Source organism: Thermogemmatispora aurantia, assembly GCF_008974285.1.
Lineage (GTDB): Bacteria > Chloroflexota > Ktedonobacteria > Ktedonobacterales > Ktedonobacteraceae > Thermogemmatispora > Thermogemmatispora aurantia.
In genome coordinates, this window is the sequence record NZ_BKZV01000001.1 from 1,444,279 (window position 1) to 1,469,504 (window position 25,226).

General features: G+C 59.7%; 23 protein-coding genes. 13 read left to right on the forward strand and 10 right to left on the reverse strand.

The genetic code is table 11. From position 1 onward, the window contains the following. Window positions 1-5 precede the first annotated feature (5 nt). The 3 genes from hisC (at window position 6) to KTAU_RS05560 (ending at window position 3,828) form a co-directional block, all read left to right on the forward strand. Window positions 6-1,148 carry a histidinol-phosphate transaminase gene (hisC, locus tag KTAU_RS05550; protein WP_151727396.1) on the forward strand — a complete coding sequence of 381 codons (1,143 nt, stop codon included), beginning with the start codon at window positions 6-8 and terminating at the stop codon, window positions 1,146-1,148. A 397-nt stretch (window positions 1,149-1,545) separates the two neighbouring features. After that, the gene (gene eno, locus KTAU_RS05555; RefSeq protein ID WP_151727397.1) at window positions 1,546-2,871 is read left to right on the forward strand and encodes a phosphopyruvate hydratase; all 1,326 of its coding nucleotides are present in this window, start codon (window positions 1,546-1,548) and stop codon (window positions 2,869-2,871) included. 54 nt (window positions 2,872-2,925) lie between these two features. Continuing rightward, complete coding sequence (locus KTAU_RS05560; protein WP_151727398.1) at window positions 2,926-3,828, forward strand: alpha/beta fold hydrolase; 903 nt, start codon at window positions 2,926-2,928, stop codon at window positions 3,826-3,828. 153 nt (window positions 3,829-3,981) lie between these two features. On the opposite strand, the gene KTAU_RS05565 is transcribed toward KTAU_RS05560, so the two are convergent. Then, window positions 3,982-4,185 (reverse strand): hypothetical protein, encoded by a 204-nt coding sequence (locus tag KTAU_RS05565; RefSeq protein ID WP_151727399.1) that lies wholly within the window; start codon window positions 4,183-4,185, stop codon window positions 3,982-3,984. A gap of 22 nt (window positions 4,186-4,207) precedes the next feature. Beyond that, window positions 4,208-5,005, reverse strand: coding sequence for a hypothetical protein (locus tag KTAU_RS05570; RefSeq protein ID WP_151727400.1), 798 nt, complete (start codon window positions 5,003-5,005; stop codon window positions 4,208-4,210). Between the two features lie 780 nt (window positions 5,006-5,785). Between KTAU_RS05570 and KTAU_RS05575 the strand changes: the two genes are divergently transcribed. The 6 genes from KTAU_RS05575 (at window position 5,786) to pcaF (ending at window position 11,920) form a co-directional block, all read left to right on the forward strand. After that, complete coding sequence (locus KTAU_RS05575; protein WP_151727401.1) at window positions 5,786-6,634, forward strand: XdhC family protein; 849 nt, start codon at window positions 5,786-5,788, stop codon at window positions 6,632-6,634. 268 nt (window positions 6,635-6,902) lie between these two features. After that, on the forward strand, window positions 6,903-7,856 hold the full coding sequence (locus KTAU_RS05580; RefSeq protein WP_151727402.1) for an NHL repeat-containing protein: 954 nt from the start codon (window positions 6,903-6,905) through the stop codon (window positions 7,854-7,856). Further along, on the forward strand, window positions 7,853-8,767 hold the full coding sequence (locus KTAU_RS05585) for a CoA transferase subunit A (protein WP_151727403.1): 915 nt from the start codon (window positions 7,853-7,855) through the stop codon (window positions 8,765-8,767). Before KTAU_RS05580 ends, KTAU_RS05585 begins: the two co-directional genes overlap by 4 nt. Before the next feature lie 115 nt (window positions 8,768-8,882). Next, entirely contained in the window at window positions 8,883-9,662 is a 780-nt protein-coding gene (locus tag KTAU_RS05590; protein WP_151727404.1) for a CoA-transferase subunit beta, read from the forward strand. A gap of 137 nt (window positions 9,663-9,799) precedes the next feature. Beyond that, window positions 9,800-10,576 (forward strand): enoyl-CoA hydratase-related protein, encoded by a 777-nt coding sequence (locus tag KTAU_RS05595; protein ID WP_151727405.1) that lies wholly within the window; start codon window positions 9,800-9,802, stop codon window positions 10,574-10,576. Window positions 10,577-10,723: 147 nt separating this feature from the next. Continuing rightward, window positions 10,724-11,920 carry a 3-oxoadipyl-CoA thiolase gene (gene pcaF / locus KTAU_RS05600; RefSeq protein WP_151727406.1) on the forward strand — a complete coding sequence of 399 codons (1,197 nt, stop codon included), beginning with the start codon at window positions 10,724-10,726 and terminating at the stop codon, window positions 11,918-11,920. 142 nt (window positions 11,921-12,062) lie between these two features. Here pcaF and rplI read toward each other — a convergent pair whose 3' ends face one another. The 3 genes from rplI to KTAU_RS05615 all read right to left on the reverse strand — a co-directional run bounded on the left by rplI (window position 12,063) and on the right by KTAU_RS05615 (window position 14,866). Continuing rightward, complete coding sequence (gene rplI, locus KTAU_RS05605) at window positions 12,063-12,569, reverse strand: 50S ribosomal protein L9 (protein ID WP_151727407.1); 507 nt, start codon at window positions 12,567-12,569, stop codon at window positions 12,063-12,065. Window positions 12,570-12,959: 390 nt separating this feature from the next. Beyond that, entirely contained in the window at window positions 12,960-14,129 is a 1,170-nt protein-coding gene (locus tag KTAU_RS05610; RefSeq protein ID WP_151727408.1) for a carboxylate-amine ligase, read from the reverse strand. 278 nt (window positions 14,130-14,407) lie between these two features. Further along, window positions 14,408-14,866, reverse strand: coding sequence for a cytidine deaminase (locus KTAU_RS05615; RefSeq protein WP_151727409.1), 459 nt, complete (start codon window positions 14,864-14,866; stop codon window positions 14,408-14,410). Window positions 14,867-15,169: 303 nt separating this feature from the next. Here KTAU_RS05615 and KTAU_RS05620 point away from each other — a divergent pair, with 303 nt between their 5' ends. Both KTAU_RS05620 and KTAU_RS05625 read left to right on the forward strand, forming a co-directional pair. Then, complete coding sequence (locus KTAU_RS05620) at window positions 15,170-15,868, forward strand: response regulator transcription factor (RefSeq protein ID WP_052887662.1); 699 nt, start codon at window positions 15,170-15,172, stop codon at window positions 15,866-15,868. Between the two features lie 511 nt (window positions 15,869-16,379). After that, complete coding sequence (locus KTAU_RS05625; protein WP_069806128.1) at window positions 16,380-16,661, forward strand: helix-turn-helix domain-containing protein; 282 nt, start codon at window positions 16,380-16,382, stop codon at window positions 16,659-16,661. Between the two features lie 226 nt (window positions 16,662-16,887). Here the strand turns inward: KTAU_RS05625 and KTAU_RS05630 are convergent, their stop codons facing one another. Both KTAU_RS05630 and KTAU_RS05635 read right to left on the reverse strand, forming a co-directional pair. Next, window positions 16,888-17,802: a hypothetical protein gene (locus KTAU_RS05630; RefSeq protein ID WP_151727410.1), complete on the reverse strand. Its 915-nt coding sequence runs from the start codon at window positions 17,800-17,802 to the stop codon at window positions 16,888-16,890. Window positions 17,803-18,100: 298 nt separating this feature from the next. Then, window positions 18,101-19,255 (reverse strand): helix-turn-helix domain-containing protein, encoded by a 1,155-nt coding sequence (locus KTAU_RS05635; RefSeq protein ID WP_151727411.1) that lies wholly within the window; start codon window positions 19,253-19,255, stop codon window positions 18,101-18,103. Window positions 19,256-19,831: 576 nt separating this feature from the next. On the opposite strand from KTAU_RS05635, the gene KTAU_RS05640 reads away from it, so the two are divergent. Further along, complete coding sequence (locus tag KTAU_RS05640) at window positions 19,832-20,776, forward strand: methyltransferase domain-containing protein (protein ID WP_151727412.1); 945 nt, start codon at window positions 19,832-19,834, stop codon at window positions 20,774-20,776. Between the two features lie 621 nt (window positions 20,777-21,397). Here KTAU_RS05640 and KTAU_RS05645 read toward each other — a convergent pair. Next, a complete protein-coding gene (locus KTAU_RS05645; protein ID WP_052887657.1) occupies window positions 21,398-21,628 on the reverse strand; it encodes a hypothetical protein in 231 nt (76 codons plus the stop codon). Window positions 21,629-22,454: 826 nt separating this feature from the next. On the opposite strand from KTAU_RS05645, the gene KTAU_RS05650 reads away from it, so the two are divergent. Beyond that, complete coding sequence (locus KTAU_RS05650; protein WP_151727413.1) at window positions 22,455-23,564, forward strand: ABC transporter ATP-binding protein; 1,110 nt, start codon at window positions 22,455-22,457, stop codon at window positions 23,562-23,564. A 225-nt stretch (window positions 23,565-23,789) separates the two neighbouring features. Here KTAU_RS05650 and KTAU_RS05655 read toward each other — a convergent pair whose 3' ends face one another. Both KTAU_RS05655 and KTAU_RS05660 read right to left on the reverse strand, forming a co-directional pair. Continuing rightward, window positions 23,790-24,260, reverse strand: a complete 471-nt coding sequence (locus tag KTAU_RS05655) for a hypothetical protein (protein ID WP_151727414.1) — start codon at window positions 24,258-24,260, stop codon at window positions 23,790-23,792. Between the two features lie 8 nt (window positions 24,261-24,268). Further along, window positions 24,269-24,787, reverse strand: coding sequence for a hypothetical protein (locus tag KTAU_RS05660; RefSeq protein ID WP_151727415.1), 519 nt, complete (start codon window positions 24,785-24,787; stop codon window positions 24,269-24,271). Window positions 24,788-25,226 lie beyond the last annotated feature (439 nt).

Below are 25,226 nucleotides of genomic sequence, written 5' to 3' on the forward strand. Positions count from 1 at the left end.
AGCCCATGCAACCATATGCCTCGCGTGTTGTTCAGGTCCGTCCAGAGATCGAACGTATTGCTCCCTATGTACCAGGAGAATCGCTAGAGGCTTTCTCTCAAAGAACAGGTATCCCGATTGATCGCTTGATTAAGCTCAATAGCAATGAGAATCCCTATGGCCCGATCCCTCAAGTGCTCGCTGCGCTGGGGCGGTACGTCTCCTATAACAATTATCCCGATACAGACTCCACCGCTCTACGGCGGGCCTTGGCCGAGTTCACGGGCCTGGCTGAGCGCTATATTGTCCTCAGCCACGGCAGCAACGAGCTGATCAATCTGCTCTGGCACGTCTTCCTGTCGGTCGGGGACAATATTATCTGTTGCCCTCCCACCTTCACGCTCTATACGACAGTGACGACGCTCTGCGGCGCCTACGTGATCGAGGTCCCACGTACAGAGTCCTACGATCTCGATGTCGAGGCTATCCTGTCAGCATTGACCCCCGAGACAAAGCTGATCGTCCTCTGTTCGCCGAATAATCCAACCGGTAATCTGGTAGCCCAGGAGGATATCCTGCGCTTGTTGGAGACGGGGCGCATTGTGGTCGTCGACGAGGCCTACGTGGAGTTCTCGCAGCAGCCGCGGGGCGTGGCTCACCTGGTACCCGAGTATCCTAATCTGGTGGTGCTGCGCTCTTTTAGTAAGTGGGCTGGCCTGGCCGGGCTGCGCATCGGCTACGGCCTCTTCCCTGAGTGGATCGCTGGCTACTTGCGACGCGCTCAGTGTCCATTCGAGGTGAATGTGGCCGGCCACATCGCCGCTATAGAGACGCTGGCCCACCTCGACTGCGTCTGGGAGCGCGTGCAACGCCTGATCCAGGAACGCGAACGTCTCTTCCAGGTGCTGGCCGCTCAGCCGTATCTGGCGCCTGTCCCTTCCCAAGGGAACTTTATTATGGCGCGCGTCTGCGATGAGGAAATTACGGTGGAGGACATTCGCGCCAGCGTAGAGTCGTACGGCATTCTCTTGCGCTATTTCCAGCATCCGTATCTGCAGAATGTTCTGCGGGTAACTGTGGGCTTACCTGAGCATACCGATCTGCTGGCGCGCGCCCTGGCTGAGGTGCGTCCTGGCAGAGCGAATCGCAGCACTAACAGCGCTGGCTAAGTTATCCTCTGACCGCTCAACTGTGGGCAAGCCGGCCTGAATTACCTGCCTTGACCGACGTCACGCCAGGACGTAGGCGGAATGAGGGTCAGGTGGGTCTGACAGGCCGGCAGCTGCTATTTATATCGTGCTCGGCTGCTTTGGTCTTGAACGTGTTCCTGTGCTCCTGGCCTTAGTCATCGTTCCGCCAGCTCCACGCTCTTTCTTCCAGTCGCCAGAAGTCGGCTGATGCACCGGCTCGTCAGGCCGGCTGCCAAGAAAATGCTTGCCCACGAGTATCGGCGCGCGTTACAATACAGCCGGCAATGATGGGCAACGCCGCGCTATCATCGATTGTGCACATCTACTAGCAACACGATAAGATCTGAGCAGAGTAGAGAGAGGTAGGTATCGTTTTATGCCTGGTGTGAGCAGAGAAAGTACGGTCATTGCGAACCTGGTAGCTCGTGAGATCCTCGATTCGCGTGGCAACCCGACGGTCCAGGTGGAGGTCTGGTTGAAAGGCGGCGCTCGCGGTGTGGCAGCGGTCCCCTCGGGGGCCTCAACAGGCGCCCACGAGGCGGTTGAGCTGCGCGACGGTGACCGTCAGCGCTACGGCGGCAAAGGAGTGCTGACGGCGGTCCAGCATGTCAATACGACTCTGCGGGAAGCACTGATCGGCCAGAATGCCACAGATCAGGTGGCACTCGATGGCCTGATGGTCCAGATCGATGGCACCCCTAATAAGGGGAAGCTCGGCGCTAATGCCATTCTCGGCGTCTCTCTCGCCCTGGCCCACGCGGCGGCCAATGCTCTTGGCCAGCCGCTCTATCGTTATTTGGGTGGAGTTTCGGCCAGTGTACTGCCCGTTCCAATGATGAATATCCTCAATGGCGGCAAGCACGCTGATAACTCCGCCGATATGCAGGAGTACATGATTCTGCCGGTGGGGGCTCGCTCCTTCCGGGAGGCGCTGCGCATGGGGGCCGAGGTCTATCAGAGCCTGAAAAAGGTCTTGCATAGCAAGAAGTATAATACGAATGTCGGCGATGAGGGTGGCTTCGCTCCTTCGCTGAGTTCGAATCGGGAGCCGCTGGAGCTGCTACTGACAGCAATCGAAGCGGCTGGCTACCGCCCCGGCGTCGATATCTGTCTCGGTATGGACCCCGCTGCGAGCGAGCTGTATCAGGATGGGAAATACGTGCTGGCCCGCGAAGGCCGCACGCTCTCGTCCACCGAGATGGTCGATCTCTATGAGCAGTGGGTCAACGAGTATCCGTTGATCTCTATCGAGGACGGCCTGGCAGAAGATGACTGGGAAGGCTGGTCCCTGCTCTGTCAGCGTCTGGGCGGACGGGTGCAGTTGGTCGGCGATGATCTCTTCGTGACGAATACAACCCGCCTGAAGCGCGGGATCGAGGAGCGGGCCGCCAACTCCATCCTGATTAAGCTCAATCAGATTGGGACCCTGACGGAGACGCTGGCGGCCATCGAGATGGCAAAGCGCGCTTCGTTTACAGCGGTGGTCTCTCATCGCTCAGGCGAGACAGAAGATACAACGATCGCCGATCTGGTGGTGGCTACCAATGCGGGCCAGATTAAAACAGGTGCCCCTGCTCGCAGTGAGCGCGTGGCAAAGTATAACCGCTTGCTGGTGATTGAGGAAGAACTGGGCGAGCGCACAGCTCATTATGCAGGCTTTGGGGCTTTCTATAATGTTCCAGGACTCTACGCGCGAATGTAGAGGGGCGATGCAGAGACGCTCGTTCGCAGCGCACGGAAGAGTGAGGAAGAAGCAATGACACAGAGTACAGCACAGCTACCACGGGTGGCAGGCGCCGGTGAACGGCGCACGATCCGCCTGATCCATTATAATGTGACCTATTATGTCTACGGGGCCGAGCATGGAACCGATGGGGCGCTGGTGCTGCTCCACGATGTGCTGGCAGGGGCCTTCTCCTGGCGCGAGGTTATTCCCTCGCTGACCAGCAGCGGGCGGGCTATCTATGTGCTGGACCTGCTGGGCCACGGCCTCTCTGATCATCCCTGGCCGGCTGATACCTCGGTCTGGGGCCACGCTGATTATCTGGCAATGTTCCTGGAGGCTCTGCAGCTGACCAATGTGGTGCTGGTGGGTCACGGTCTCGGCGGTGGCGTGGCCCAGATTCTGGCAACGCGCCTGAGTCGGGAACGCGTGGCGGCCCTGGTGTTGATCGATACGGTCTGCTATTTGCACGCCTTTGCTGAGGACTGGCCACTGCCGCAGATGAAGGAGCGGCAGGAGTACGATGCTCCTAAGCGCGCGAGTGTCGAGGAGGTGCTGCGCGATCTGCGGGCTACGCTGCCCGCCGCTTCAGCACGGCCTGAACAGTTCAAGCAGCAGATGCTCGACGACTTCGTGAACCATTGGAATAGCGAGCTGCACAAGGAAGTCCTTTATCAGCACATCCGCAACCTGATTCCCTACTACGTGAATTCAGTGTCGAGCGATCTGTCGCGCGTGGGAAAGCCCGTGCTGATCATCTGGGGAGAGGAAGATCAACAGATTCCGCTGAAGTATGCTCAGCGTCTCCATCGGGAGATCCCGGGTTCGCAGTTGAGCATTATTCCCCAGGCCGGCCATCTGGTGCTCTTCGATGCCCCAGAGGCAGTGGCGCGGGCCATCCGAGGCTTCGTGTCCTCTCTGTCAGCACGCCCTTAGCCCAGACCCCAGGCTACCGGGTCTGAGAGAGGGACCAGGTCCAAGGGGACCCGGGTCGTCTCCCGTTCCGCGGTGTCGCCTCTTCTCTCTGCTCCTGACCAGGATAGGAGGAGAGGCGACAATGCTAACCGGGGGCCTGGGCACTCTCTTTCTTCAGGCACAGCGATGAATGTCGATCCCACCTGACTCCTGGCGGTAGGTTTCGTAATAGCGCAGGTAGCTCTGAAGAGCTTGCAAGTAGGCATCATAGAGGCGCTCTAGCTCGATGGGTGAGGCGCCGCGCTCGCCGGCTACGACCATGTCGCGCCAGAGCTTGTGCATGCGCTTTTCGGCATACTGTAGTTGTTTAAAGGACATGCGCTATCCTCGCTTGTGCACACTAGGAAGCCTTGCGACTCTCGTTGCGCTGACGGTACTCGCGGCTCAGTTGCAGAATAAGCTCGCGCGCCGCCCCATAGTTCCAGGAGGCGAGGTCGTTCGGCTCCGGTTTGCCCAGGGTATCGCAGAGCTTGCGGATACTGGCAAGCTGCTGGTCGGTGATCAGGCCCTGCTCATGGTCGCTCCCGCTGGCCGGTCGTGAGACACGCTGACGGGATGGCGGGGGAGTAGCCCCACGGGCGGTTGAGGAAGCAGCTTCCGACTCAGAGGCCGCTTCTGGAGTCTGTTCACTGGTAGCGTTGGCCGCCCGCTCAACGGGACTATCGACGATGCGATGCTCCTCGTCCAGCTCCGGGGCAAACTGCGTACCGAAGCCCAGGGCAGCGAGGGCGCGCCCAATCGCACCCGTCTCGGCCTTCTCGATGAAATCGGGGAAGCTGGCAGCCTTCTCTGACTTGGTGCCTGTAGCAACGCCTCCCTTGCCGTCCCTGACGACGGCGCGGAAGATGACGAAACCCTTGGCCCGACGAACCATCTTTTCGTTGCGTCGGGTCTCGCTGTTGTAGCCGTAATACTCCTCCTCGGTCTCACGCTCCAGATCCAGGTGTACCATCTCGGTTTCAATGGTCCCCTGGGGACAGAGTTCACGGAACCAGACGAGCCGCCACTGGACAGGCAGGTAGTCGCGCAGCTCGCCACGATTGCCGCTTCTGATCTGTAGCAGGTGCTCGCTCGGGTTGAAGCGTGGACGCTGTTCTTCACGGCCCTGAGAATGAGAGTGCTCACCAAGAGATGTCATAGACAATGTCTCCCTTTCTGACTGTTCCTCACCCCGCGCCTGACTGACTAACCTCTTTGAACGACCTCGCCGGAGGCTGTGCGAGTCGTTGCTGTGAGATCGAGTCGCCCAGGCGCTGCACGAATACCCGTAGCTCGACTGCTCAGGAGATTTAGAACTTATGTTCTAGCATTGTACCCGGCAGAAGAGCATCTGTCAAGCTAACTGCTTGCTTAGCGAGAGAGGGATGCTCAGCGGCCAAGTCAGGTGCTCCAAAGAATCGTTCCAAGAGGAGAGGGTCAAAGCGGAAGGGCATTTTGATCATGAGATAACAAAAGATGATCTTTTTCGAGCCAAGGAGAATTATTCGTCGGCTGGCGGGAAGAGCGTGAAGCCGGGATGGTGCTGCTCCCAGAGCCGCAGACGTTGGTAGAGCTGCGTTTTCATGAAATAGCGATATTCATAGGCCAAGCGTAGGCTCTTCTGAAGCATCTCGGGACGAAGCTCACCACTACTATGGGTCCCCAAGACCTTGTGGAGGGCAAGAGAGAGAACAGCCAGCAGGTCATGGCCACAGCAAGCAGACCTGCCACCTAGGCCAGGCTCCCAGGTTACCCCTCTTAACACGCGCCTCTACACCTCTGTCACACTGTGACTCTTGTTCTACTCACTATACGTGAACAGAACCGGCCTGTCAAGCAAAGAGACGGCAATTTTCCTGTGTTATAATGAAGAGTGTCCTGCTCAATCATTGAGTAGGGGAAGCACGCAGAGAGCAACAGCTAGAGGACGGGAAGAACTATGAGTGCCATCAGCCCCACAGCCGTCTACGAGGCCATTCAAGCAGCGCTGCGACGAGGCGAGCGCGTTGGCATTGCCACTGTGGTCAAGACCATCGGAGCCGCACCCTGCGATATCGGGGTCCGCATGCTGCTCCATGCCGATGGCAGCGCTAGCGGCAGCTTCGGCGGAGGGCGCGCCGACGAGCAGGCCATCAAAGCCATGCAGCAGGCTCTTCAGGAAGGGCGCTCGTTCCTCACTCATATTCACATCGACCCCGACGAAGCCGTCGGCAGCTGTGGCGCGACCCTGGAGGTCTTTGTCGAGGCCATCTCGCCGGAGCCACGACTGATCATTGCCGGGGCTGGCCATGTGGCTCAGGCGCTAGCGCGCTTCGCCGCCGACCTCGACTTTCGCATTGTGGTAATAGACGACCGTCGTGATCTGGCAGACCCTCGTACCTTTGGCGAGCGCGTCCAGCTCGTCTTCGGAGACATCGCTCAGACCATTCGAGAGCTGCGACCGGATGCCTCAACCTGGGTAGTCATTGTCACACGCGGGCACCGGCTTGACGAGGAGGCCCTACGCGCCGCAGTGGAAAGCGAGGCCGCCTATGTCGGTATGATCGGCAGTGCCGGCAAAATCCGCAACATCTTTCGCAATTTGCTCAAGGCAGGCATCCCTCGCGAGCGCCTTGAGCAGGTGCACACGCCTATCGGCCTCGATATTGGGGCCGTCACTCCCCAAGAGATCGCGCTTAGCATCGCCGCTGAGCTGGTGATGACCAGGCGCACAGGCACCAAAGGCACCGGGGCTCCTCTCAAAACGCTGCACCACCTGATCGAGGAAGTCGCGCCCGTAAGCGCCTGATTGAGCAAGTACGGCAGTGGCGGAGCGCTAGCCAGCGAGCACAACCTGCTCGTTACCAGGAGAGGACAGGCCACTCGCCTTCTGGTCCCGATTTCCCTCAAGACGCCCGCTTGTGATACGATGGCAATAGAGTCAGCGCCTGGCCGGCCTGTCTGTCAGCCACGGCCAGCCTCTTGTCAGGGGCCTACCTGCCCAGGTCCGGCCACGGACAGTTGCTGACTCCCAAGCGGCAGATCACATTTTCGGGGTTTTTCGGGAAGGACACGCTATGCTGCGAAGCGAGCATTCGAGGATTCTCTCGGCGTTGCTCCTCTGTCTGCTCATCTTGAGCGCCTGTGGCAGCGCCGGCTCCGCCATTCCCTCATCTTCAGCTAGCCCCGCCCACACGCCCTCGCCAACAAGCACGGCCAGCATCCCCCCCACAGCCAGCAGCACAGAGGTGGTAGCACGCCACTACCGCAGCCACCTCCTCCTGCGCGGCTACGGCAGACCCGATGACCTTGCCCTTGATGCGCAAGGCAACCTCTTTTTCAGCGACGCTCATAACGGTACAATCAACCGTCTCAATCGCGATGGCACAGTGAGCGTGCTCGCGCGTGGCCTGGCGGCGCCAGAAGGGCTGGTCGTGCTCCAGAATGGTACAATCATCATAGCGGAACAGCGCACCAACCGTTTGCTGCTGCTGATGCCAGGCGCCCAGATGCCACTGGTCTTGCGCACCCTTCCAGGTACACCGGGCAGTCAGCCATGCAAAGCAGGGATCGATGGTATTGCCTTTGACCGTACAACCCAGACCCTGATTGTACCGGACAGCCCCACCGGCGAGGTCTATCGCATGAGCCTGGATGGACGCACCCTGCAGCCGCTGGCGAGCGGCATGGTGCGTCCAGTAGGGGCCGCCGTTGACGGGGCAGGTAACGTCTATGTGGCAGATGAATGCGGGCAGGCGGTCTGGCGCATCAGCCCCAACGGGCACAAGACCCGCTTCGGCGGCTTCGGCATGCCGGACGACGTAGCCTGGGATGGGCACGGCAATCTGCTGGTCATAGACCTGGCACCAGCCGTGCATGCGCTGATCCGCATGCAGCTAGCCACCGGCCAGCGTTTCACGCTGGCTAGCCAGGGCTTTATCGAACCACAGGGGCTGGTCACCGACCAGCATGACCACATCTACGTGGCCGATGATTACGCAAACATGATCGTGGAGTTTACACCGACATGAGTAAGCTGCTCTCTATGACCGAGGCGATCAGACGCTATGTCCCCGACGGGGCTGCGGTAGCACTGGGTCTGGCCCTGGAGCCTTGTATTCCCTTCGCAGCGGGCCACGAGATCATTCGCCAGGGACGCCGCGACCTGACCTTGATCGGGCCAATCTCGGACATCCTGTTCGATCAACTGATCGGGGCCGGCTGCGTAGCGAAGATTCAAGCGGCCTGGGTAGGCAACGTCAGCGAGGGCCTCGGCCACTGCTACCGTCGCGCAACGGAGCAGGCCCAGCCTCGCCCTATCGTCACCGAGGACCATAGCAATTTCACGATCGGTCTGGCTCTGCGCGCCGCCAGCCTGGGCGCTCCCTATATCCCTACGCGCTCGCTGCTGGGGAGCGACCTCGCGCGTAAAAACTCAACTTTTCTCCAGGCCTCCTCACCTTTCGATGGCAGCCCCCTACTGCTCGTGCCGGCCCTGCAACCCGACGTAACTATCCTGCACGTCCAGCGCAGCGACGAAGACGGCAACGCCCATCTCTGGGGCAGCCTTGGCATCTGCCAGGAGGCTATGCTTGCTGCGCGTCAAGTCATCATCGTCGCTGAGGAGATCGTATCACGCGAAGTCATCACGAGCGATCCCAACCGCGTCATCGGACCCTCTTACAAAGTCTGTGCCGTCGTCCATGAGCCGTGGGGCGCCCATCCCTCAGCAGTGCAGGGCTACTACGATCGCGACCATCAGTTCTACCATGAGTACCATACTCGCACCCGCACAGCGGAGGGTTTCCAGCAGTGGCTGGACGAGTGGGTGCTTGGCCTCAAGACGCGTCAGGAATACATGGCGAAGCTGGCTCCAGCGCGCCGGGGCGCACTGAGTGTCAAGGAGCACCGCTACGCCGCTCCCGTCGACTATGGCTACTGATCGAGAGGCCCTTCTGCTCTCGCGGCAGCAGACTGGTCCAGGGCACGGCAGCCCCGTGCCGTCAGCCAGCCTTCACCAGGAGCGAGAGCACTACCAGGCAAGGAGGAATAGGGACATGGAGTATACCCCTCGTGAGCTGATGGTCGTTTGCGCTGCACGCCAGATCCGCGATGGCGAGCGCGTTTTCGTTGGCATGCGCCTGCCACTGCTGGCCTTTGCCCTGGCCAAGCGCACTCACGCCCCCAACTGTGTTGGTATTTTCGAAACGGGTCTGATTCGCGATACGCCAGCCCGCGAGCTGCTCTACACTATGGGCGATGCACCTAATATCTGCGGAGCGCTCTGGGCCACCAGCACCATTAACGTTATCGGCCTGATGGCCGCGGGCGAAATCGAGCTTGGTTTTATCGGCGGCGCAGAAATTGATCGTTACGGGAATCTCAACACGTCGCTCATCGGCGACTGGCAGCAGCCACGCGTTCGGCTGCCAGGCAGCGGCGGCGGCGCAGATATCGCCTCACTGGCTCAGCGTCTGGCGATCATCATGCCTCACGAACGGCACCGCCTGCGCGAGCGCGTCGATTTCGTGACCAGCCCGGGCTACGGCTACCCCGATGAGCAGGGCCCTGCCGGCGTGGCCTGGCGCCAGCGTGTGGGCCTGCCGCGCGGCGGGCCAGCGGTGCTGATTACCACTCTGGCCGTCTTTACTTTTGACCCAGCCACTGGCGAGGCCCTGCTGCAGTCCTACCATCCCGGCAGCAGCATCGAGCAGGTCCAGGAAGAGACGGGCTGGCCGCTGCGCCTGGCTCCTGACTGCGCCGAAACAGTTCCACCAACGCCAGAAGAGCTGCGCGTGATCCGCGAGTGTGATCCGCACGGCGTCTGGACCAGCTGATTCTCCAGCTCGCTGCCACCGACCGATGCAGGTAGGGGCCTCTCACCGTCGCCAGACAGTGAGTGCAGCGAGGCATTGACTCGCCCGATGATGTAGCTCAAACCACAGCAGCCCAGACAAAGGCAACGAGGAGAAACATGGCAGAATATCAATACATCCTGGTTGAACGTGATGAGCGGGTGGGCATCGTCACACTCAATCGGCCCACCAAGCTGAACGCCCTCAATACACAGCTCGTCGCCGAGCTGAGCACAGCGCTGGAAGACTTCGATGGCGATGAGGCCATTCGTTGTATCGTCATCACTGGCGCCGGCGAGCGCGCCTTCGCCGCAGGGGCCGACATCGAAGAGATGGCAGATAAGTCGCCGATCGACATGCTTCTGGGGGGCTTCGAGGCCTGGGAGCGCATCCGGCGTATCAAAAAACCGCTGATCGCCGCCGTCAATGGCTATGCCCTCGGCGGAGGCTGCGAGCTGGCTCTGCACTGCGACATCATTGTGGCCTCTGAGAACGCCCGGTTTGGTCAGCCAGAGATTCTTCTGGGCATCATTCCAGGCGCCGGCGGTACCCAGCGCCTGGCACGCACCCTTGGCAAATATCGCACGATGGAAATGGTGCTCCTGGGTAACCAGATCAGCGCACGCGAGCTGGCCGAGCTGGGCCTGGTCAACCGTGTAGTGCCCCAGGGTGAGCATCTCAAAGAGGCCCTCAAGATCGCCAAAGAGCTGGCCGAACGCCCACCCATTGCCGTCCGCCTGGCCAAGGAAGCCGTGCTGGCCGCCTTCGAAACCTCACTGGAAGAGGGTCTAGAGGCGGAGCGGAAAAACTTCTTCCTGCTCTTCGCCAGCGAAGACAAGCGCGAAGGGATGCGCGCTTTCCTCGAAAAGCGCCGCGCTCAATTCCAGGGACGCTGAGCGGGCCAAAGCGGTCTGGTCTGGCAGGCAGACAGACGAGGCGGCGGTCCATCCCCAGACCAGACTTCATCAGAAGCCTACCTGAGAGACCGAGCCGTCTCCACCATCAACGGAGAGTTAGCAGCAACCCGAGAGGAGGCCGCAACTATGGAAGAAGCGGTAATCGTCTCAGCAGTGCGCACCCCTATCGGGCGCTACGCCGGAGCGCTCAAAGATGTGCGTCCCGATGATCTGGCGGCCCTGGTGATCACCGAAGCCGTCCGCCGCGCCGGTATTGAACCTGGCAGCGTCGAAGACGTTATTCTGGGCTGTGCGAACCAGGCGGGTGAAGACAATCGCAACGTGGCCCGCATGGCCCTGCTCCTGGCTGGCCTGCCAATTCATGTGGCCGGCCAGACCGTCAATCGGCTCTGCGGCTCCGGCCTGCAGGCCATCAACAGCGCTGCTCAGGCAATCCAGGTCGGCGCCGGAGACACCTTTGTCGCCGGCGGAGTTGAGAGCATGACCCGCGCTCCCTTCGTCCTGGGCAAGGCTGAGAGCGCCTTTAGCCGCAGCGCTACGCTCTACGACACAACCCTGGGCTGGCGCTTCATCAATCCCAGGCTCGCCGCGATGCACTACCCCTATAGCATGGGCGAGACGGCGGAGAATGTCGCCGAGCGCTACGGCATCAGCCGCGAGGAACAGGATCGCTACGCCCTGCGCAGCCATCAGCGCGCCGTCGCCGCCCAGCAGGATGGGCGTTTCGCCGAGGAGATCGTCCCGGTACCGATCCCCCAGAAAAAAGGCGAGCCGGGGCTGGTGAGCAAAGACGAGCATCCACGTCCCGATACGTCGCTGGAAAAGCTGGCTGCGCTTAAACCGGCTTTCCGTGAGGGAGGTACCGTCACCGCTGGCAATTCGGCAGGCCTTAACGACGGGGCAGCAGCACTGGTCATGATGAGTGAGAGCCGGGCGCGCGCCCTGGGACTGCGCCCACGAGCACGCATCGTCGCCACCGCGGTCGCCGGCGTTGATCCGGCCTATATGGGCCTGGGACCAATTCCAGCGACACGTAAGGCTCTGCAGCGCGCCGGATTGAGCATCAACGACCTCGACCTGATTGAGCTGAACGAGGCCTTCGCCGCCCAGGTGCTGCAGTGCGTACGCGAGCTAGAAATCGATGAAGAGAAGCTCAATGTCAATGGTGGCGCCATTGCCCTGGGTCATCCCCTGGGCTGCAGCGGCGCGCGCATCATGGTCACACTGCTGCACGAGTTAGAACGGCGAGGCGGACGCTACGGCCTGGCCACCATGTGCATCGGTGTGGGCCAGGGGATCGCCACCATCATCGAGCGTCTCTAAGCCGGCTTCCTGGCTTCACCGCAGCGTTCACAAGGGCAAGGGACCGCCGGAGCAGGGAAAGCTAAGTGGTAAGGGAGGATACGATTTAGAGAAGAAAGGAACAGTGAGGAGGGCGCCCAGAGCAGGCCGGGCTGGGCGCCCTTTACTCTTCCTGCGCAGCCTCTGCCTGTCCGGCTACTGCAGCCCCCTCGGCTTCAGTAGCCTCCTGGTCGATCACCCGCACGGTAAGGCGCGGGACGAGATTGCGGGCCACTCTCACTGGAACCTCGAAGGTGCCAGTCGACCGAATCGGGCTGGGCAGATCAATGAGGCGGCGATCAATGGTCAGGCCCTCGGCCTGGCGCAGGCCGTCGGCGATATCCTGACTTGTCACCGAGCCATAGAGTCGCCCGTTGCGTCCCACACGCGCCTTGAAGGTCAGCGTGACCTGGCTCAGACGCTCGGCAAGCTGACGATTGAGCTGCTCTTGCTTCTCCAGCTGGCGCCGCTCCGCAGCCACACGCTGCTCGCGATTGGCCAGCAAGGCCGGCGTGGCACCGGCAGCCAGCTTGCGCGGCAGCAAATAGTTACGCGCATAGCCATTGGCGACCTCTTTCACATCGCCGGCTTTGCCCAGCCCCGCTACATCCTGAAGGAGAATGACTTTCATCGCTCTTACTGAAACTCCTGGAACAGGGAGAAGAGCAGCGCTCTCCCCTGCCTGTAGGACAGTGAGCGAGCGCCTTACCTTCCCCGCAGTGTTGGCTAGTGGTCTGTTCCCGAGAAGTATACACCTTCTCGCGGGGAAGCGCAAGCCGCACGGCGCAGAAAGGCGCTCACCCGGCAGGCCAGGGGGAGAGCGCTCGGAGGCGGTCGAGGGAGCGAGCAGGATAACAGCACCGCCACCGCTGAGACAAGACATCCCCCACAGGCGAGAGACGCTGATCCCCCCCTCCGCCTAAGAGCGTCGTTATCAACAGGAAAAGCCATAGGGAGCATCTGAACCGGTAGTAAGTACAGGCGAAGCACCAGGTAGCCAGGGCAGGCCAGTGGCAGGACCTCACTCAGATCGGGTTGTCAGGGACTGTCGATCGGACATAGAGTCGAGAGGAATCCCTTCAAGCGTCGTCTTGATCAGGTAGTGGACGACAGCCAGGAAACTGTGGGTCTCGTTCCAGATAGCGATCTGGCGATCGGCCCCAGTACCACGAGGATCATCGAGCAGGAAGCGCAAGTAGTTGATCTCGCGGCGCGTGCCTAGATCATCGAGGACATCATCGACGAAGTCGAGCAACTCATGGATGGCATCGCGCATGGGCAGCGTGCGATGGTTCACGAAATCGATGATCTGAGCATCGAGACCATAGCGCATGGCACGCCACTTGTTCTCTTCCAGGTAATCGCGCGGCATCACATGAATTCCCATCCCGTGCTTGTAGAGCCAGGTCAGCTTCGCCACGAGGGCTTGACAGAGCGCCGCCAGCGCCAGCGTATCTTCGATGGTCGCTGGCATATCGAAAATGCGAAACTCCAGCGTCTTAAAGAACGGATGGGGGCGTAGATCCCACCAAATCTTTTTGGCATTATCGATGCAGCCGTTTGCAATGAGCGCCTGCACATAGTGATCAAAATCGCCCCAGCTTGGGAAGACCTCCGGCATGCCACTACGTGGGAAACGCTTCCAGACGACAGCCCGATACGACTTCAAGCCGGTGAAGCGGTTGCCCCAGAAAGGCGAATTGGCCGACAGCGCCAGCAGATGAGGAAGCCAGGTGCGGATCTGGTTCATCAGGGCAATGGCAATATCGTTGTTCTCGACGCCGATATGGACATGCAGGCCAAAAATGAGGATCGAGCGACCTACGTCCTGAAATTCCTCTTCAAGCTCGACATAGCGAGGATGGTTAGACCGCTGCTGCTCCTGCCACAAGCCGCCCGGATGCGTGCCAGCGCTTACCAACGCCAGGCCCTCCTGGGTCACCAGCCGCGCCAATCGGGCACGCAGCTGCTGCGTCTCCAGACGCGCCGCGGTGATGTTGGGATAGACAGGGCTGATCAGCTCAATCGTAGACTGCAACATCTCGGGCTTGATCTGCTCGCCGAATTGAGAGGCTCCTTTCTCAAGAATGGTGTGGACGCCGGGCACAAGACGGCCTGTCTGTGGATCGACAAGCTGGAATTCTTCTTCAATTCCGATGGAAGGAGTAGGCAGCTGGAATGTTCGGAACATATGTCCTCCTCAGCGCTGAAGGAACAAGCAACCGGCTGGCAAGGTACACTTCCTAACTGGGGCCGGCATGGCCAGCAATCAGCCATGCTGGAACACGCTGCTTATATTGTACCAGAAATCGATCATTTTCACCAGATATCGTATCGGTGAAGATAAAAGCAGGTGCAGAAGAAAAAAGAAGAGGGTCAGCCAACATTTTGCCTTCGGCAGCCAGGCAGGGCAGACCTCGATCGGGCCGGAGCCGGTCCAGCCCGATCTCATCACCCGCCCCCAGACGGCTAAAGAGCGAAAGCGTAAGGCAACAGGTCCTTGACCGTCAAGCTTTCCTCCAGACCGTCGATATAGACGACAGCTTGGGGAGCCAGATCGGCCAGCCATTGGCGGCAGGCTCCGCACGGGGTACGCGCCGAGGCGGGAGCAGTAGGCGGCGCATCGATACAGGCTACAGCCACATGGGTAATCCGGCGCGCCCCGGCGCTCACAGCGGCAGCAAGGGCTGCCCGCTCCGCGCATAGCGTCAGACCATAGCTGGAGATCTCAACATTGACCCCACGATAGAGCTGACCATCAGCGACCACCACCGCCCCAACACGGAAATGGGAATAGGGCGCGTGGGCCTGCAGAGCCGCCGCTCGCGCCAGCGTCAGCAACTCCTCGCGCTCTGGCACCGCGGACTGAGCACTCGTCATGCTGCTTATGCTCCTTCGTCTTGCAATCTGATAGTGGCTCTTCCTCAGTAGGGAAGAGGGACATTCAGCGACCGCGCCTCATCTCACCTCGCCTTGCCTCTTCCCGATACCAGCCTGCCTGGCCGGCGTAGCGCGGAGCGCCGGGGCCAGGTGTCCAGGATTGACACGACGAGGTAGCCAATTAGGTGACTGGTCGTAGCCCAGATTGTATCATGCTGTTACTCACCTGAGCACGACCCGTTACTAGCAGTGAAAGCTCGACCGGCTGGCTACAGCCACGAACACACGCCGATCCGTCCCCACTAGAGGGAGAAGAGCAGCTACAGGCTTGCAAATCAGGAGGAAAGACACGTGAAGATCCTGGTAGCGGATGACGACCGCGATATGGTGGACATCCTGAGCTACTGGCTCAAAGGGCATGGCTACGAGGTGGTGCGCGCCTTCGACGGCGAGCAGGCGATCAAGCGCTGGCGCGAGACACTGCCCGACCTGGTGATCCTGGATGTTGAGATGCCCAAGATCGACGGTTTCGAGGTCTGCCGCCAGATGCGCAATGAGACCAATTCGATGGTGCTGATTCTGACAGCCCACGACCAGGAGGAGGATGAAATCCGCGGGCTGGAGTTGGGAGCCGACGACTATCTGCGTAAACCCTTTAGCCCGCGTCAGTTGCTGGCGCGAATTAAGGCGATTCTCCGCCGGGCCTCCAATGTGCGTGGCTCCGCCAGCTCGTCAACAATCACCGTGGGACCTTTCTCGCTGGATGCCATGCGCCATGAGGTGGTACGCGATGGCGTGAAGATCCGCCTGACTCCCACGGAGAGCCGCCTGCTGCATCTGCTGATGACCCATACCGGTCAGGTCCTGACCACCGACATGATCATCGAACGCGTTTGGGGCTACGATGAGGCCGGCGATTCGGGCCTGGTGAAGACGCATATCCGCCACTTGCGCCAGAAGATCGAGCCGAATGCCAACCAGCCACGCTATATTACGACTGTGCCCGGCGTCGGCTATACCTTCACCGCCCCAACACCCGTCGAGTCTTGACGGCCTCGAAGGGAGGAAGCTTCACTTGCTAGAAGCAGCGCCACCCAATGGCCCGGCCCGCCCGTGGTTCAGCCTCGCTGCCCTGCCGTACGGCCTCGCTGGGTCGTTTAGCTCTCTTCTCAACCGTTCGTTCACTCGCCCGCTCGCCCGGCTAGCAGCAACCCAGGCTCCGCTCGCTCAGACCCTCACCCACCTGGCTTGCTCCCAGGAGGGCAGTGACGCCTCAGCAGCATGGCGCTCTACCACGCGGGTCGCCTCTCTTCCCTTCTCTCTTCCTCTCCAGCGCCCCGCCAGCCTCGCTAACGCGCCTCTCTTTTGTATCGATGGTTATGAATGCAGAACAATCGAGGCCAAAACTTAACCCGATGTTAACCGGATCTCCATAAAAAAGTGTATCAAGGTAGGTTAGGATAACCAGCGTTGAGGCAATATATCTACATATAGCTCTCAGTATCCGAGAAATGCTCTTTATGAGCGGTGAACTCATCAATCGGTCGTAAGGAGAGAATCGATGGCAATGCCAGTTATGCAAGATGACGATGTGCTGTTGACCTTCAAAGAAGCCATGAATTATCTGCGCGTCAGCCGCTCGACGCTCTACCGCCTGATGTGGTCTGGCCAGCTCACAGGGCACAAAGTTGGCAGCACCTGGCGCTTCTACCGCGGTGATCTGCGCGCCTGCGTGGGACGCGAGACGCCGACGCCGGTGGCCAAGCTGCAGGCCAAGTTGCAGTCGCGCCTCTCTGCGCAGAATAATCAGAATCAGAATGCTACTACGGCGCATAACAGTTAGTCTGCTAGAGAGCCAGGGCGAGGAGTTGTAGCTTTACTTACTGGTTTGCGCCCTCCACAGCGAACCGGACGCAGGCAGTCCTGAATGTCCGGTTCGCTTTTTGTATCGCTATGATCCCCTCTTGTCACTCGCTCTACTCCGACCAGCGAAGACGACCGCCCGCAGCCGTTGTCGCAAGCAAGCGCCAGGGAGGAGAAACTGCCCGGCTCGGTCAGGGAAGATCTGGTCAGAGGCGATCAAAGTCGATGATTTTCCAGCCGTTGCCGACCTGACGCACGGTGAGTAGGACCGTATAGGACAAGTGCGTGCGCGTCACATCGACCTCCACGGTATAGTTTGGCCCATCCTCCAGGCCCAGGTTCGGTAACGAACGGATGCGATAGCTCAGGACCGGCCCGTAGCGAGTATCAAAGTCATGTGCTTCCTGGACAAACTCCTGCTGGGTGAGTTGAGAGTGGAAGCCTTCAGGCTGCAGGTCCCGAAAAGCACGAACGTAGTCCCGGAGCTGGATATCATCATAGTAGTCGTTCACGAGCGCTGTCAGGCCATCATACTGCTGCTGGAGTTGCTTGAAAGGACCGGCGAAGGTCCAGATGGCGACACCGATGCAGGCGAAAAAGGCCAGGGCCAGAATCCCGAGCGAGATCCAGATGACGCGCCGCGAGCGTCTTCGGGCGGCGGCGACGGGAGCCGCGCTCTGGGGCCAGCCTGGATAGGGCGAGGGAGAGGAGACAGGCGAGACAGGAGGAGCCGCCTGCCTGCGATGAGGGGCCTCCCCAGCAGTGAGCGGCGGCAAGGACGAGGGCGAGGTGGGAACCGCTGGCCGATCCCGATCGCCGACAGCAGTAGGTCTGGCCTGCTCTCCACGCGGAGCGGTAGCGCCAGGCTGCACTTGAGCGCTGCGCTTTTCTACCTCGGGGGCGAGACGCTCATAAAACGCTGGCGGTGGCGGATAGACGAAATCGCTCACCGGCTCGGCGGTTGCAGCAGACGATGGCTGTTCTATTGCCTGCTCCTGCGTCTGACGCGCAGGCCCCACGGACGCATTGGCAGAAGGGGGATCAGCGACGATCGGCTCCTCTGGCTCGCGCTTGCTCTGGCCGCTGCCCTGCGAGGTACCTGCCGGCTCTGGAGACTGCATGAGCTTGCTCCTCAAAGAGAGTCAATCGTGAGAATAAACCTCCTCACTTGTACTAAAAAGCTAGCAGATCATGCCCCCCCTGTCAAGGAAAATGCTAAGCATGGGCCGGGAACAAGCGGCTCTCGAACAGCCAGCTTTCGCACCGCTGTCTGGCCCTCCAGTAGCCCCGCTGGCTCTGCTCTCCTCCAGGCTCTTGTTCCGCCCGCAGCACCAGATCAGATGCCAGAGCGAGAACAAGGGCGAGGTTGGGCGGCTGGAGGAGAGGACCGCCAGCGCGGCGCGTGCTCTTCTCGTCGACTCAGGGTCGCTCCCTCGAGAGCGCAAAATGCGCGGGCGCCACCTGTTCAAATTCCTCTTCTATCTCCATACGTACGCGCTTCTCGGCCTCTGGACGGGAGAGCTGGAAGCGGCGCGCACAGGCGATGACGCGATTGACAAAGGTGCGGCTAATCTCCTCACGCTGCCAGCGAATGTCGGGCATCGGACGCAGGTGGATCAGCGAGGGGTCATAGAAAGCCGACTCAGGGAGAGCCAGAGCCACCAACAGAGCATATTCATTGACAGCCTGGCAAACTGGGGGCGAGCAGAAATCAGCCTGGGTACTGGAGACAATCAGTACGCCGGCACAGCGGCCCGCAAAGAGGACCGGACAGGCACAGGCACTGCGTTCGAACTCCTCGGCCACAAACTGATGGCGCTGCTCGTGGTCCAGCTCGCTCCAGGTCTGGAGCCGCTGGAGCATGGCCGCAGTCCCGGCCAGGGTTGTGCTCCCGAGAAAGGCCCGGCTCTCTTGTGTCTCCGACCAGGGGCTGCTCGCCCGGACCTCGGCCTCATAGAGGGAGTGGATGCCATCAGGACGCGGCGGCATGAGTTCAGCATAGGTCAAGGCCAGGCCACGCTGCTCGGGGTCAAGATGCTTGATCGCTGCCTCGAAAATAAGCTGGATCATCTGCCAACGCCGACTGTCGTCCTGGACAATCGTCGCGCGCAGCTCCAATACCTGACGATACAGCTCACGGGAAACCGGGGGGATCTCTCCCGCCGGCGGCAGATCGAGCACATTTGGGAAACTTTGCTCGATGGCCTCCTGCAGCTCGCGACGATGCTCTGGCATCACCTCCAGAATCTGCCTCAGCGAGGAGGGCCGCGGCTCAGATTGACCATTCATCCAGCGATAGACGGTGTTTTCGGAGACGCCAAGAGAGCTGGCGAACTGCGCGATGCGCGCGCGATCACGCTTGAGAATACGCTGCAGGGTCAGGCTGAAGGGAGTCAGACTTGTAGCAGCCAGAGCGGCAGATTCGGCAGAGCGGGCCCCGCTCCGGCCCCGACTGCGTTTGGCTACACCAGCATTAGCGTGACGACTGCGGGTACGCGCCGGCGGACGCGCTTCTGGCCCGGCTGCCCGCTGCCTACGACGCGGCGGGCGCGAAGGGTCGTGTCCTTGCTTCATGTCAGTCAGTGCTCCTTCCTTACCAGACGGGTGCGCTAGCTAGCCGCTAGACCAGCAGGGGCGCCAGTTGCGGCTACGGGCGAACGGTGCCAACGTGCATGCGTGCGTGTGTGCGTTGAGAGGCGGCGTCGAAAACGTGCCAGCGTCGAAAACGTGCCAGTAGATGCTCTCTTCTTGCCTGATATGGTTGCTGGGAAAGGATTTGCCTGAGCCGATTATATCACGTCGATGGAGTGGATTACCAGAGCGTTTTCTTACATGAACGCATTTTCATGTTCCCTTCCATTTATTACAACATTTTAATGTCGAGACAGGCAGGCTCGACCCAGATGGGAAGCGGTCTGAAGGAGCTTCGCAGCGTATAGCGTGCAGTGTTTGTGCATCGTGCTCATTTGCCAGATTGCATGATGGGCAGCGATGAAGCTTTCGAAGGCTGGCTGGATCATGAACAAAGTATTACAAAATTCCTACAAATGTACACACACTATTGTCTTCTCAGTGGCCTGCATGTTATACTCTCCTCACCATTGAAGAAACCTTTGTTTGCGCCACGTGCGCGAAGGCGAGGATTGTACTATGGCAGCGAATAATCCGGTCTTTGGTAACGAGTGCGGGCTTCCTCTGAATGCGGTCGCCTGGCTGGAAATGCACCACCGCTGCAAGGCAGCAGAGCGCGAACAGATGGTGCGCGACCTCCAGCTGAAGGCGGGAAGCCTGGTGGTTGACGCCGGCTGTGGCCCCGGCCTCTGGGTTCCTTTACTCGCCCAGGCCATCGGCCCCCAAGGACGCATTATCGGCGTGGATATCTCGGTCGAAGCCCTGGTAACCGCCCGGCGACGCAGCGCGGGCACCTGGTACGCCCCCCAGGTCGAGTATAAGCTGGCTCCGTTAGAGCAGCTGCCTCTCGCGCATGGTACCGTTGACGCCATCTTCAGCGCCAATGTTAGCCAGTATTTGCCCGAGCCTGTCAAGACATTCAAGACGCTCGGTCAGTACCTCGCGCCCGGAGGCCGCCTGATCGTGAAGGACATCGACTTCGGGACCCTGCGCTTCCATACGATTGATCCCGGCCTCCAGGCCCGTGTCTTCCAGGCCCGTGAGCGCTGGGAACGCATCCGCGTCGAACATGGCTATCCCTTCGAAGACAGTTGGGTCGGCTCAAAATTGGCCGGCTACCTCCGCGAGGCTGGCTACGAGGAGATCGAAGAGAAAACCTATCTGATCCAGCGGCGCTACCCCCTCCCACCGGACTATCGCACCTACTTGCAGGGCATCGCTGAATGGTTCGTCTGCGAAGGTGCTCCGGGCCTCAGTTCGGAAGATCTGACCTCCTGGCTCCAATGCTTCTTTGATGAAGAATACAATGTCTTCGATCAGGAAACGTTCCTCTATGAGGAAACCGAGTATGTGGTAAGCGGTGTCTGGCCCGGTCGGTATGCCTCTCACGAAGCAGAGACCCAGGTCGCCGTACTCAATGAGTCAGAGCGGCGCCTGCTTTCTCTGGAGGAGGTGCGGTCTTAATTCAACTCCACCGGTTGGTTGGCTCGCCAGCTGGTCCGCCCAGCCTGGTCAGCTCTGTGCCTGGGCAATGCGGCAAATGAATGAACGAACGAATGAATGAATGAGTATATGCATGGGTGAGCAAGCCTGTTAGAGCGCTGCCTTGATGAAGGATTTTCCGATCTCATCCTTCATCATCTTCTTCTCATAAGAAAAAGTGACCTCGCCGACTCCCTCGCTCGCTCACCTTTGGCCACCAGCGTCCCGCTTGCCGGAGGCTGGCCCGCAGGCAGAGTAGGAGAAAGGGAAGAATCCAGAAAGGAAGCTTCTGACAGGCCAGGCAACGATCGCTCTATCGAGGGGAATAGATGAGCCGACAACGTTGGGGGAGAAGGACCAGCAATCACTTTCTCTGTCCGCCCCTCGGGGCGATGCACCGTTTCCGATCCGCGTTGCTCTCACATAGCAGGCAGGGATGGCTCCTTTCCATCCCTGCCCTCCTTTTCCTCAGTACTCTTCTTCTTCTCCGACGACCCCATGCCCGCGGCTCGCAGCCTCAACCTTGGCTTCAACTCGCTTCCCTCGGCCAGAAAAAAAAACGGCCCTTTGGGCCGTTTTGCGCGGAAGAGCCTCGCCGGCTCCCTAGTGCAGGGTATTGAGCCGCTCCGCGATCATCGCGATGGCCGCGTCGCCTACAATGGCCTGGAGCTGGTTGTGGAGCTGGCCCAGATGCTCCATCCTCGCAGTGATAAAGTCATGGCGCGAGACACCACAGGCCAGCCCGCTCAGGCCGCGCTGCGCCGCCTCGTATTCATCACTGATCTGCTTGAGTAAGCGCGCGACTTCGCTACCCTGTTCCTTGGTCGTCAGCATGGTTTCCTCCCCTTCTCTGGTCTGGATCAGTCGATCAATAAGGTCTCAGGGGGTGATCCCCTGCGGTTGAGCGATGTCAATAGCCACTCAGCGATTGTGATAACAATGTACGCTACTTGTTAGCAACATACTCGGTAACGCACACTCATAGTATGCATGAAAACATCTCCTCTTGTCTAGAGGCAACCTCTCCTTTTTTGAAATTTGACAGAGAGACTACATATTTCAATCAATGTTATGATGGCGATGTACGCAACGTTATGGCTCTCCATCTGCTTTTGTAAGCTAGCAAGCTGACAGCATGATTACACAGGCTCGCGCCCTCGCTTCCGCTCAATCACCGCCCGCTAGTTAGGACCTTTGGGCTGGTCGTCGACCCCGGAGAAGGTCGGTCCTTTCTTGTGTATCATATCATAGACGAATAAGCAGGCTGCCAGTCAAATACAAGCGCTCGCCTCCCAGCACAACGGCGCTCTCTCGTCCCCAGAGCGGGTCTCGCCTATCAGACTCTGGCTAGCCCCCAGAGCTTTCCTCTGAGTTTCCCCTGAGCAAGGCTGTCGAGAGGCTGTCTCGCCTTTCTCCATTCGCGCAAGCAGTGCGCATTGCAATCGATGGACGTTGTGTATATACTCTACATAGCGCTTGCCCAGGTGAAGGTGAGGAGAATCTCAGCCTGGTACTTTGGGCAATTGGTGCGCGAAGAAGCCCCGTTGACTCCCTTCTGACCTCGCAGTCAGTTGCAACGTGGCACCAAGCGACAGCTCTTTACCAAAGGCCCTGACAGATTCAGGAACGGATCTGTCAGCAAGAGCGAAAAGGAGTTAGTATGGCCCGTGTAAGCTTTGTACACGTTTACAAGCGGTTTGACAAGGTTGATGTGGTACGCGATATCAACCTTGAGGTGAAGGACCAGGAGTTCCTGGTTCTCGTCGGCCCATCGGGGTGCGGCAAAAGTACCTGCCTGCGCATGATCGCTGGGCTAGAGGAGCCAACCGCTGGAGAGATCTACATCGGCGACATGCTGGTGAATGGGGTGGAGCCGAAAGAGCGCAATGTGGCGATGGTTTTCCAGAACTATGCCCTCTACCCTCACATGAATGTCTTTGATAACATGGCCTTCAGCCTCAAGCTCCGTGGTGTCCCCCGCCAGGAGATTAAGAAGCGCGTACAGGAGGCTGCTGAGATCCTCGAAATCGCTCATCTCCTCAATCGCAAGCCCAAGGAACTCTCCGGTGGCCAGCGACAGCGTGTGGCGCTCGGGCGCGCCATTGTGCGTGATGCGCAGGTCTTCCTGATGGATGAGCCTCTGTCAAACCTGGACGCGAAGTTACGTGTGCAGATGCGGGCAGAGATCATTAAGCTGCACCGACGGGTGCAGACGACTTTTGTCTATGTGACTCACGACCAGGTGGAGGCGATGACGATGGGGGATCGCATCGTGGTCTTGCATCAGGGAGAGATTCAGCAGATGGGGCCTCCACAGGAGCTGTATGACCACCCTGCCAATATGTTTGTGGCTGGCTTTATCGGGTCTCCAGCAATGAATTTCTTCCCCGGTGCCCAGGTGGTAGAGGATGGGGACGGCGTGAGCATTGTGCTGGATGGTTTCGGACGGGTGCAAGTGCCGGCCTGCTATGTGGAGAAGGCCCGAGCGGCCAAGGGGCGCCAGGTGATCTTTGGCATTCGCCCCGAGCATTTGCGCGATGCTACCCTGCTGCCGGCGGGCGCTGATACGGCTTCAATGATTATGGCTCCGGTCGATGTCGTAGAGCATTTGGGGAGCGAGGTCCAGGTCCATATGTCGGCCAATGGCACGACTGTGGTGGCCCGCCTCGATCCGCGCTCGCATCCGGTGGTCGGCGAGCCGCTGAGGCTGCACGTTGACGCCGATCAGATCCATCTCTTCGATGCAGAGACGGAGAAGGCTTACTTCTAGCACTCGGGCACTGATCCGTCTGGATTGACGGCCTGCCTCCATTTCCCCTTGTCAGGCGGGTAAGAGGGTTGATCACTCAGGCCAGGCTGGTTCTGTCTCCTGCTGTTACCAGCCTGGCCTTTTTTTGCGTTAGCAGGAGAGAGAAAGTTTCCTGTCCGCAAGCAGCAGGACAATTGCCAGCCAGAGCAAAGCCGACATCCCCTTACTTTACCCCTGACACCGCTCCTATCTTGCCCTACCCTCTCCAGTCAGGCTGCCCCAGATCACGCGCAGGTCACGCGCTGTCAGGCGGGTGGGAGCAGTTCTAGCAAGGGCTTCTTGCCATTGAGCTTCGCTGAGACTGTTCACCCAACGACGAATCTGGGAGAAGTTCGCAGGCTCGCCGCGTTCTTCCTTCTTCCAGAGCTGGGCCAGGCTCTCGGCCACGGGGCGTGGTACACCGCTCATGCGCAACCAGACCGCTTCTTTGCGACGCACGCCGAAGTAGAGCATCGCCGGAACATAGGGGGCCTCGCCGCGGTCGGGCGCTTCCTGGTCACTGAGATAGATAGTCTGTAAAGCCCCCATTCCCCAGGAAATGAGACTGAGCTGGTTGAAGAAATCGGTATCCAGCTCGCCAGAAGCTCGCTCAGATGCGGGTTGCTCAGCGAGCCGGGCCAGTACGTGCAGGGGCTGGCCGTTGACCCAGGCGTTCATCGTCTGAGCTAGCTGAGGAAGTGATAGAGGCTTGCGCTATGGTGACGGTCCAGTCGGAGCCGAAGGTCGCTGCTCGGATCAAGCCGGAAATGGCTCAGATCAAGCCGCACTTCGGCGTTGCGCTCTCCCAGGAGGCCAGCCATCCCCAGGTGAAAGGCCAGGTTGAGGACCGGAGACAGACCTTCTTCGGCCAGCTCTTGCTCGATGAGCTGAAACCCAGGATGAGCAGGATCTGCGGCTCCCTCTCCCCGAGGCAGAAAGGCAAGCGCCCGCCAGCAGGCATACGCGGTGCGAAAAGCGTCAATGGCCCCCTCACGATCTTCGTCATGTCCGTTGAGGACGCTGCGATACAGCTTTATGCCCTCCACCTCATGCAGGTAGCCATACTGCAGCATGGTCTTGAGCTGTTCTCGATCATATTGGCCATCGTCGTGGGACAGAGCAATCCGCAGCGTGGTGCGACTGTTAATTGTCCGAATCGCCTGATCAATCGCTAGCTCGTGGGTAAGGTCACGCAGCGCCTTCATGAGGACCCTTCTCCCCCCTCCCGCCAGGTATCTTCGTGGTCACCGCCCACCGGCTCGTAGACGCGATAGTGATGTTCCCCTCGATCATAGTTTTCAACACATAAGAAATACGGTCTGCTGGTCACCAGAAGCCTCTCGCTCTCCGCCGGCTATTGCCGGTATCATTTCTATTCGGTGAGGATTATAGATGATTGTTGCATCTCTGTCTATCTCCTTCTACTACTATTAATCTTGTGCAACTATCTGACAATACATGATAGAGAGGAGCGGCTTTTCAGCAGGTTATATCAGCAAGCAGCATCGCTGAATAACCAAAGAGAATCTGGCAACCTGGCATCTTCACGACTGGCAGACCAGGCAGACAGATTCTCCTCGGCTTTGACTTTCAAAGGAGGGCGCGGGCCCCCACACCCCCAGAAAGACCCGCGCCCTCGCTCCA

What these genes read in the sequence shown, in the direction of transcription:
- hisC (WP_151727396.1), top strand. Translation starts at nt 6, where the DNA reads ATGCAACCATATGCCTCGCGTGTTGTTCAGGTCCGTCCAGAGATCGAA.
- eno (WP_151727397.1), top strand. Translation starts at nt 1,546, where the DNA reads ATGCCTGGTGTGAGCAGAGAAAGTACGGTCATTGCGAACCTGGTAGCT.
- KTAU_RS05560 (WP_151727398.1), top strand. Translation starts at nt 2,926, where the DNA reads ATGACACAGAGTACAGCACAGCTACCACGGGTGGCAGGCGCCGGTGAA.
- KTAU_RS05565 (WP_151727399.1), bottom strand. Translation starts at nt 4,185, where the DNA reads ATGTCCTTTAAACAACTACAGTATGCCGAAAAGCGCATGCACAAGCTC.
- KTAU_RS05570 (WP_151727400.1), bottom strand. Translation starts at nt 5,005, where the DNA reads ATGACATCTCTTGGTGAGCACTCTCATTCTCAGGGCCGTGAAGAACAG.
- KTAU_RS05575 (WP_151727401.1), top strand. Translation starts at nt 5,786, where the DNA reads ATGAGTGCCATCAGCCCCACAGCCGTCTACGAGGCCATTCAAGCAGCG.
- KTAU_RS05580 (WP_151727402.1), top strand. Translation starts at nt 6,903, where the DNA reads ATGCTGCGAAGCGAGCATTCGAGGATTCTCTCGGCGTTGCTCCTCTGT.
- KTAU_RS05585 (WP_151727403.1), top strand. Translation starts at nt 7,853, where the DNA reads ATGAGTAAGCTGCTCTCTATGACCGAGGCGATCAGACGCTATGTCCCC.
- KTAU_RS05590 (WP_151727404.1), top strand. Translation starts at nt 8,883, where the DNA reads ATGGAGTATACCCCTCGTGAGCTGATGGTCGTTTGCGCTGCACGCCAG.
- KTAU_RS05595 (WP_151727405.1), top strand. Translation starts at nt 9,800, where the DNA reads ATGGCAGAATATCAATACATCCTGGTTGAACGTGATGAGCGGGTGGGC.
- pcaF (WP_151727406.1), top strand. Translation starts at nt 10,724, where the DNA reads ATGGAAGAAGCGGTAATCGTCTCAGCAGTGCGCACCCCTATCGGGCGC.
- rplI (WP_151727407.1), bottom strand. Translation starts at nt 12,569, where the DNA reads ATGAAAGTCATTCTCCTTCAGGATGTAGCGGGGCTGGGCAAAGCCGGC.
- KTAU_RS05610 (WP_151727408.1), bottom strand. Translation starts at nt 14,129, where the DNA reads ATGTTCCGAACATTCCAGCTGCCTACTCCTTCCATCGGAATTGAAGAA.
- KTAU_RS05625 (WP_069806128.1), top strand. Translation starts at nt 16,380, where the DNA reads ATGGCAATGCCAGTTATGCAAGATGACGATGTGCTGTTGACCTTCAAA.
- KTAU_RS05630 (WP_151727410.1), bottom strand. Translation starts at nt 17,802, where the DNA reads ATGCAGTCTCCAGAGCCGGCAGGTACCTCGCAGGGCAGCGGCCAGAGC.
- KTAU_RS05635 (WP_151727411.1), bottom strand. Translation starts at nt 19,255, where the DNA reads ATGAAGCAAGGACACGACCCTTCGCGCCCGCCGCGTCGTAGGCAGCGG.
- KTAU_RS05640 (WP_151727412.1), top strand. Translation starts at nt 19,832, where the DNA reads ATGGCAGCGAATAATCCGGTCTTTGGTAACGAGTGCGGGCTTCCTCTG.
- KTAU_RS05645 (WP_052887657.1), bottom strand. Translation starts at nt 21,628, where the DNA reads ATGCTGACGACCAAGGAACAGGGTAGCGAAGTCGCGCGCTTACTCAAG.
- KTAU_RS05650 (WP_151727413.1), top strand. Translation starts at nt 22,455, where the DNA reads ATGGCCCGTGTAAGCTTTGTACACGTTTACAAGCGGTTTGACAAGGTT.
- KTAU_RS05655 (WP_151727414.1), bottom strand. Translation starts at nt 24,260, where the DNA reads ATGAACGCCTGGGTCAACGGCCAGCCCCTGCACGTACTGGCCCGGCTC.
- KTAU_RS05660 (WP_151727415.1), bottom strand. Translation starts at nt 24,787, where the DNA reads ATGAAGGCGCTGCGTGACCTTACCCACGAGCTAGCGATTGATCAGGCG.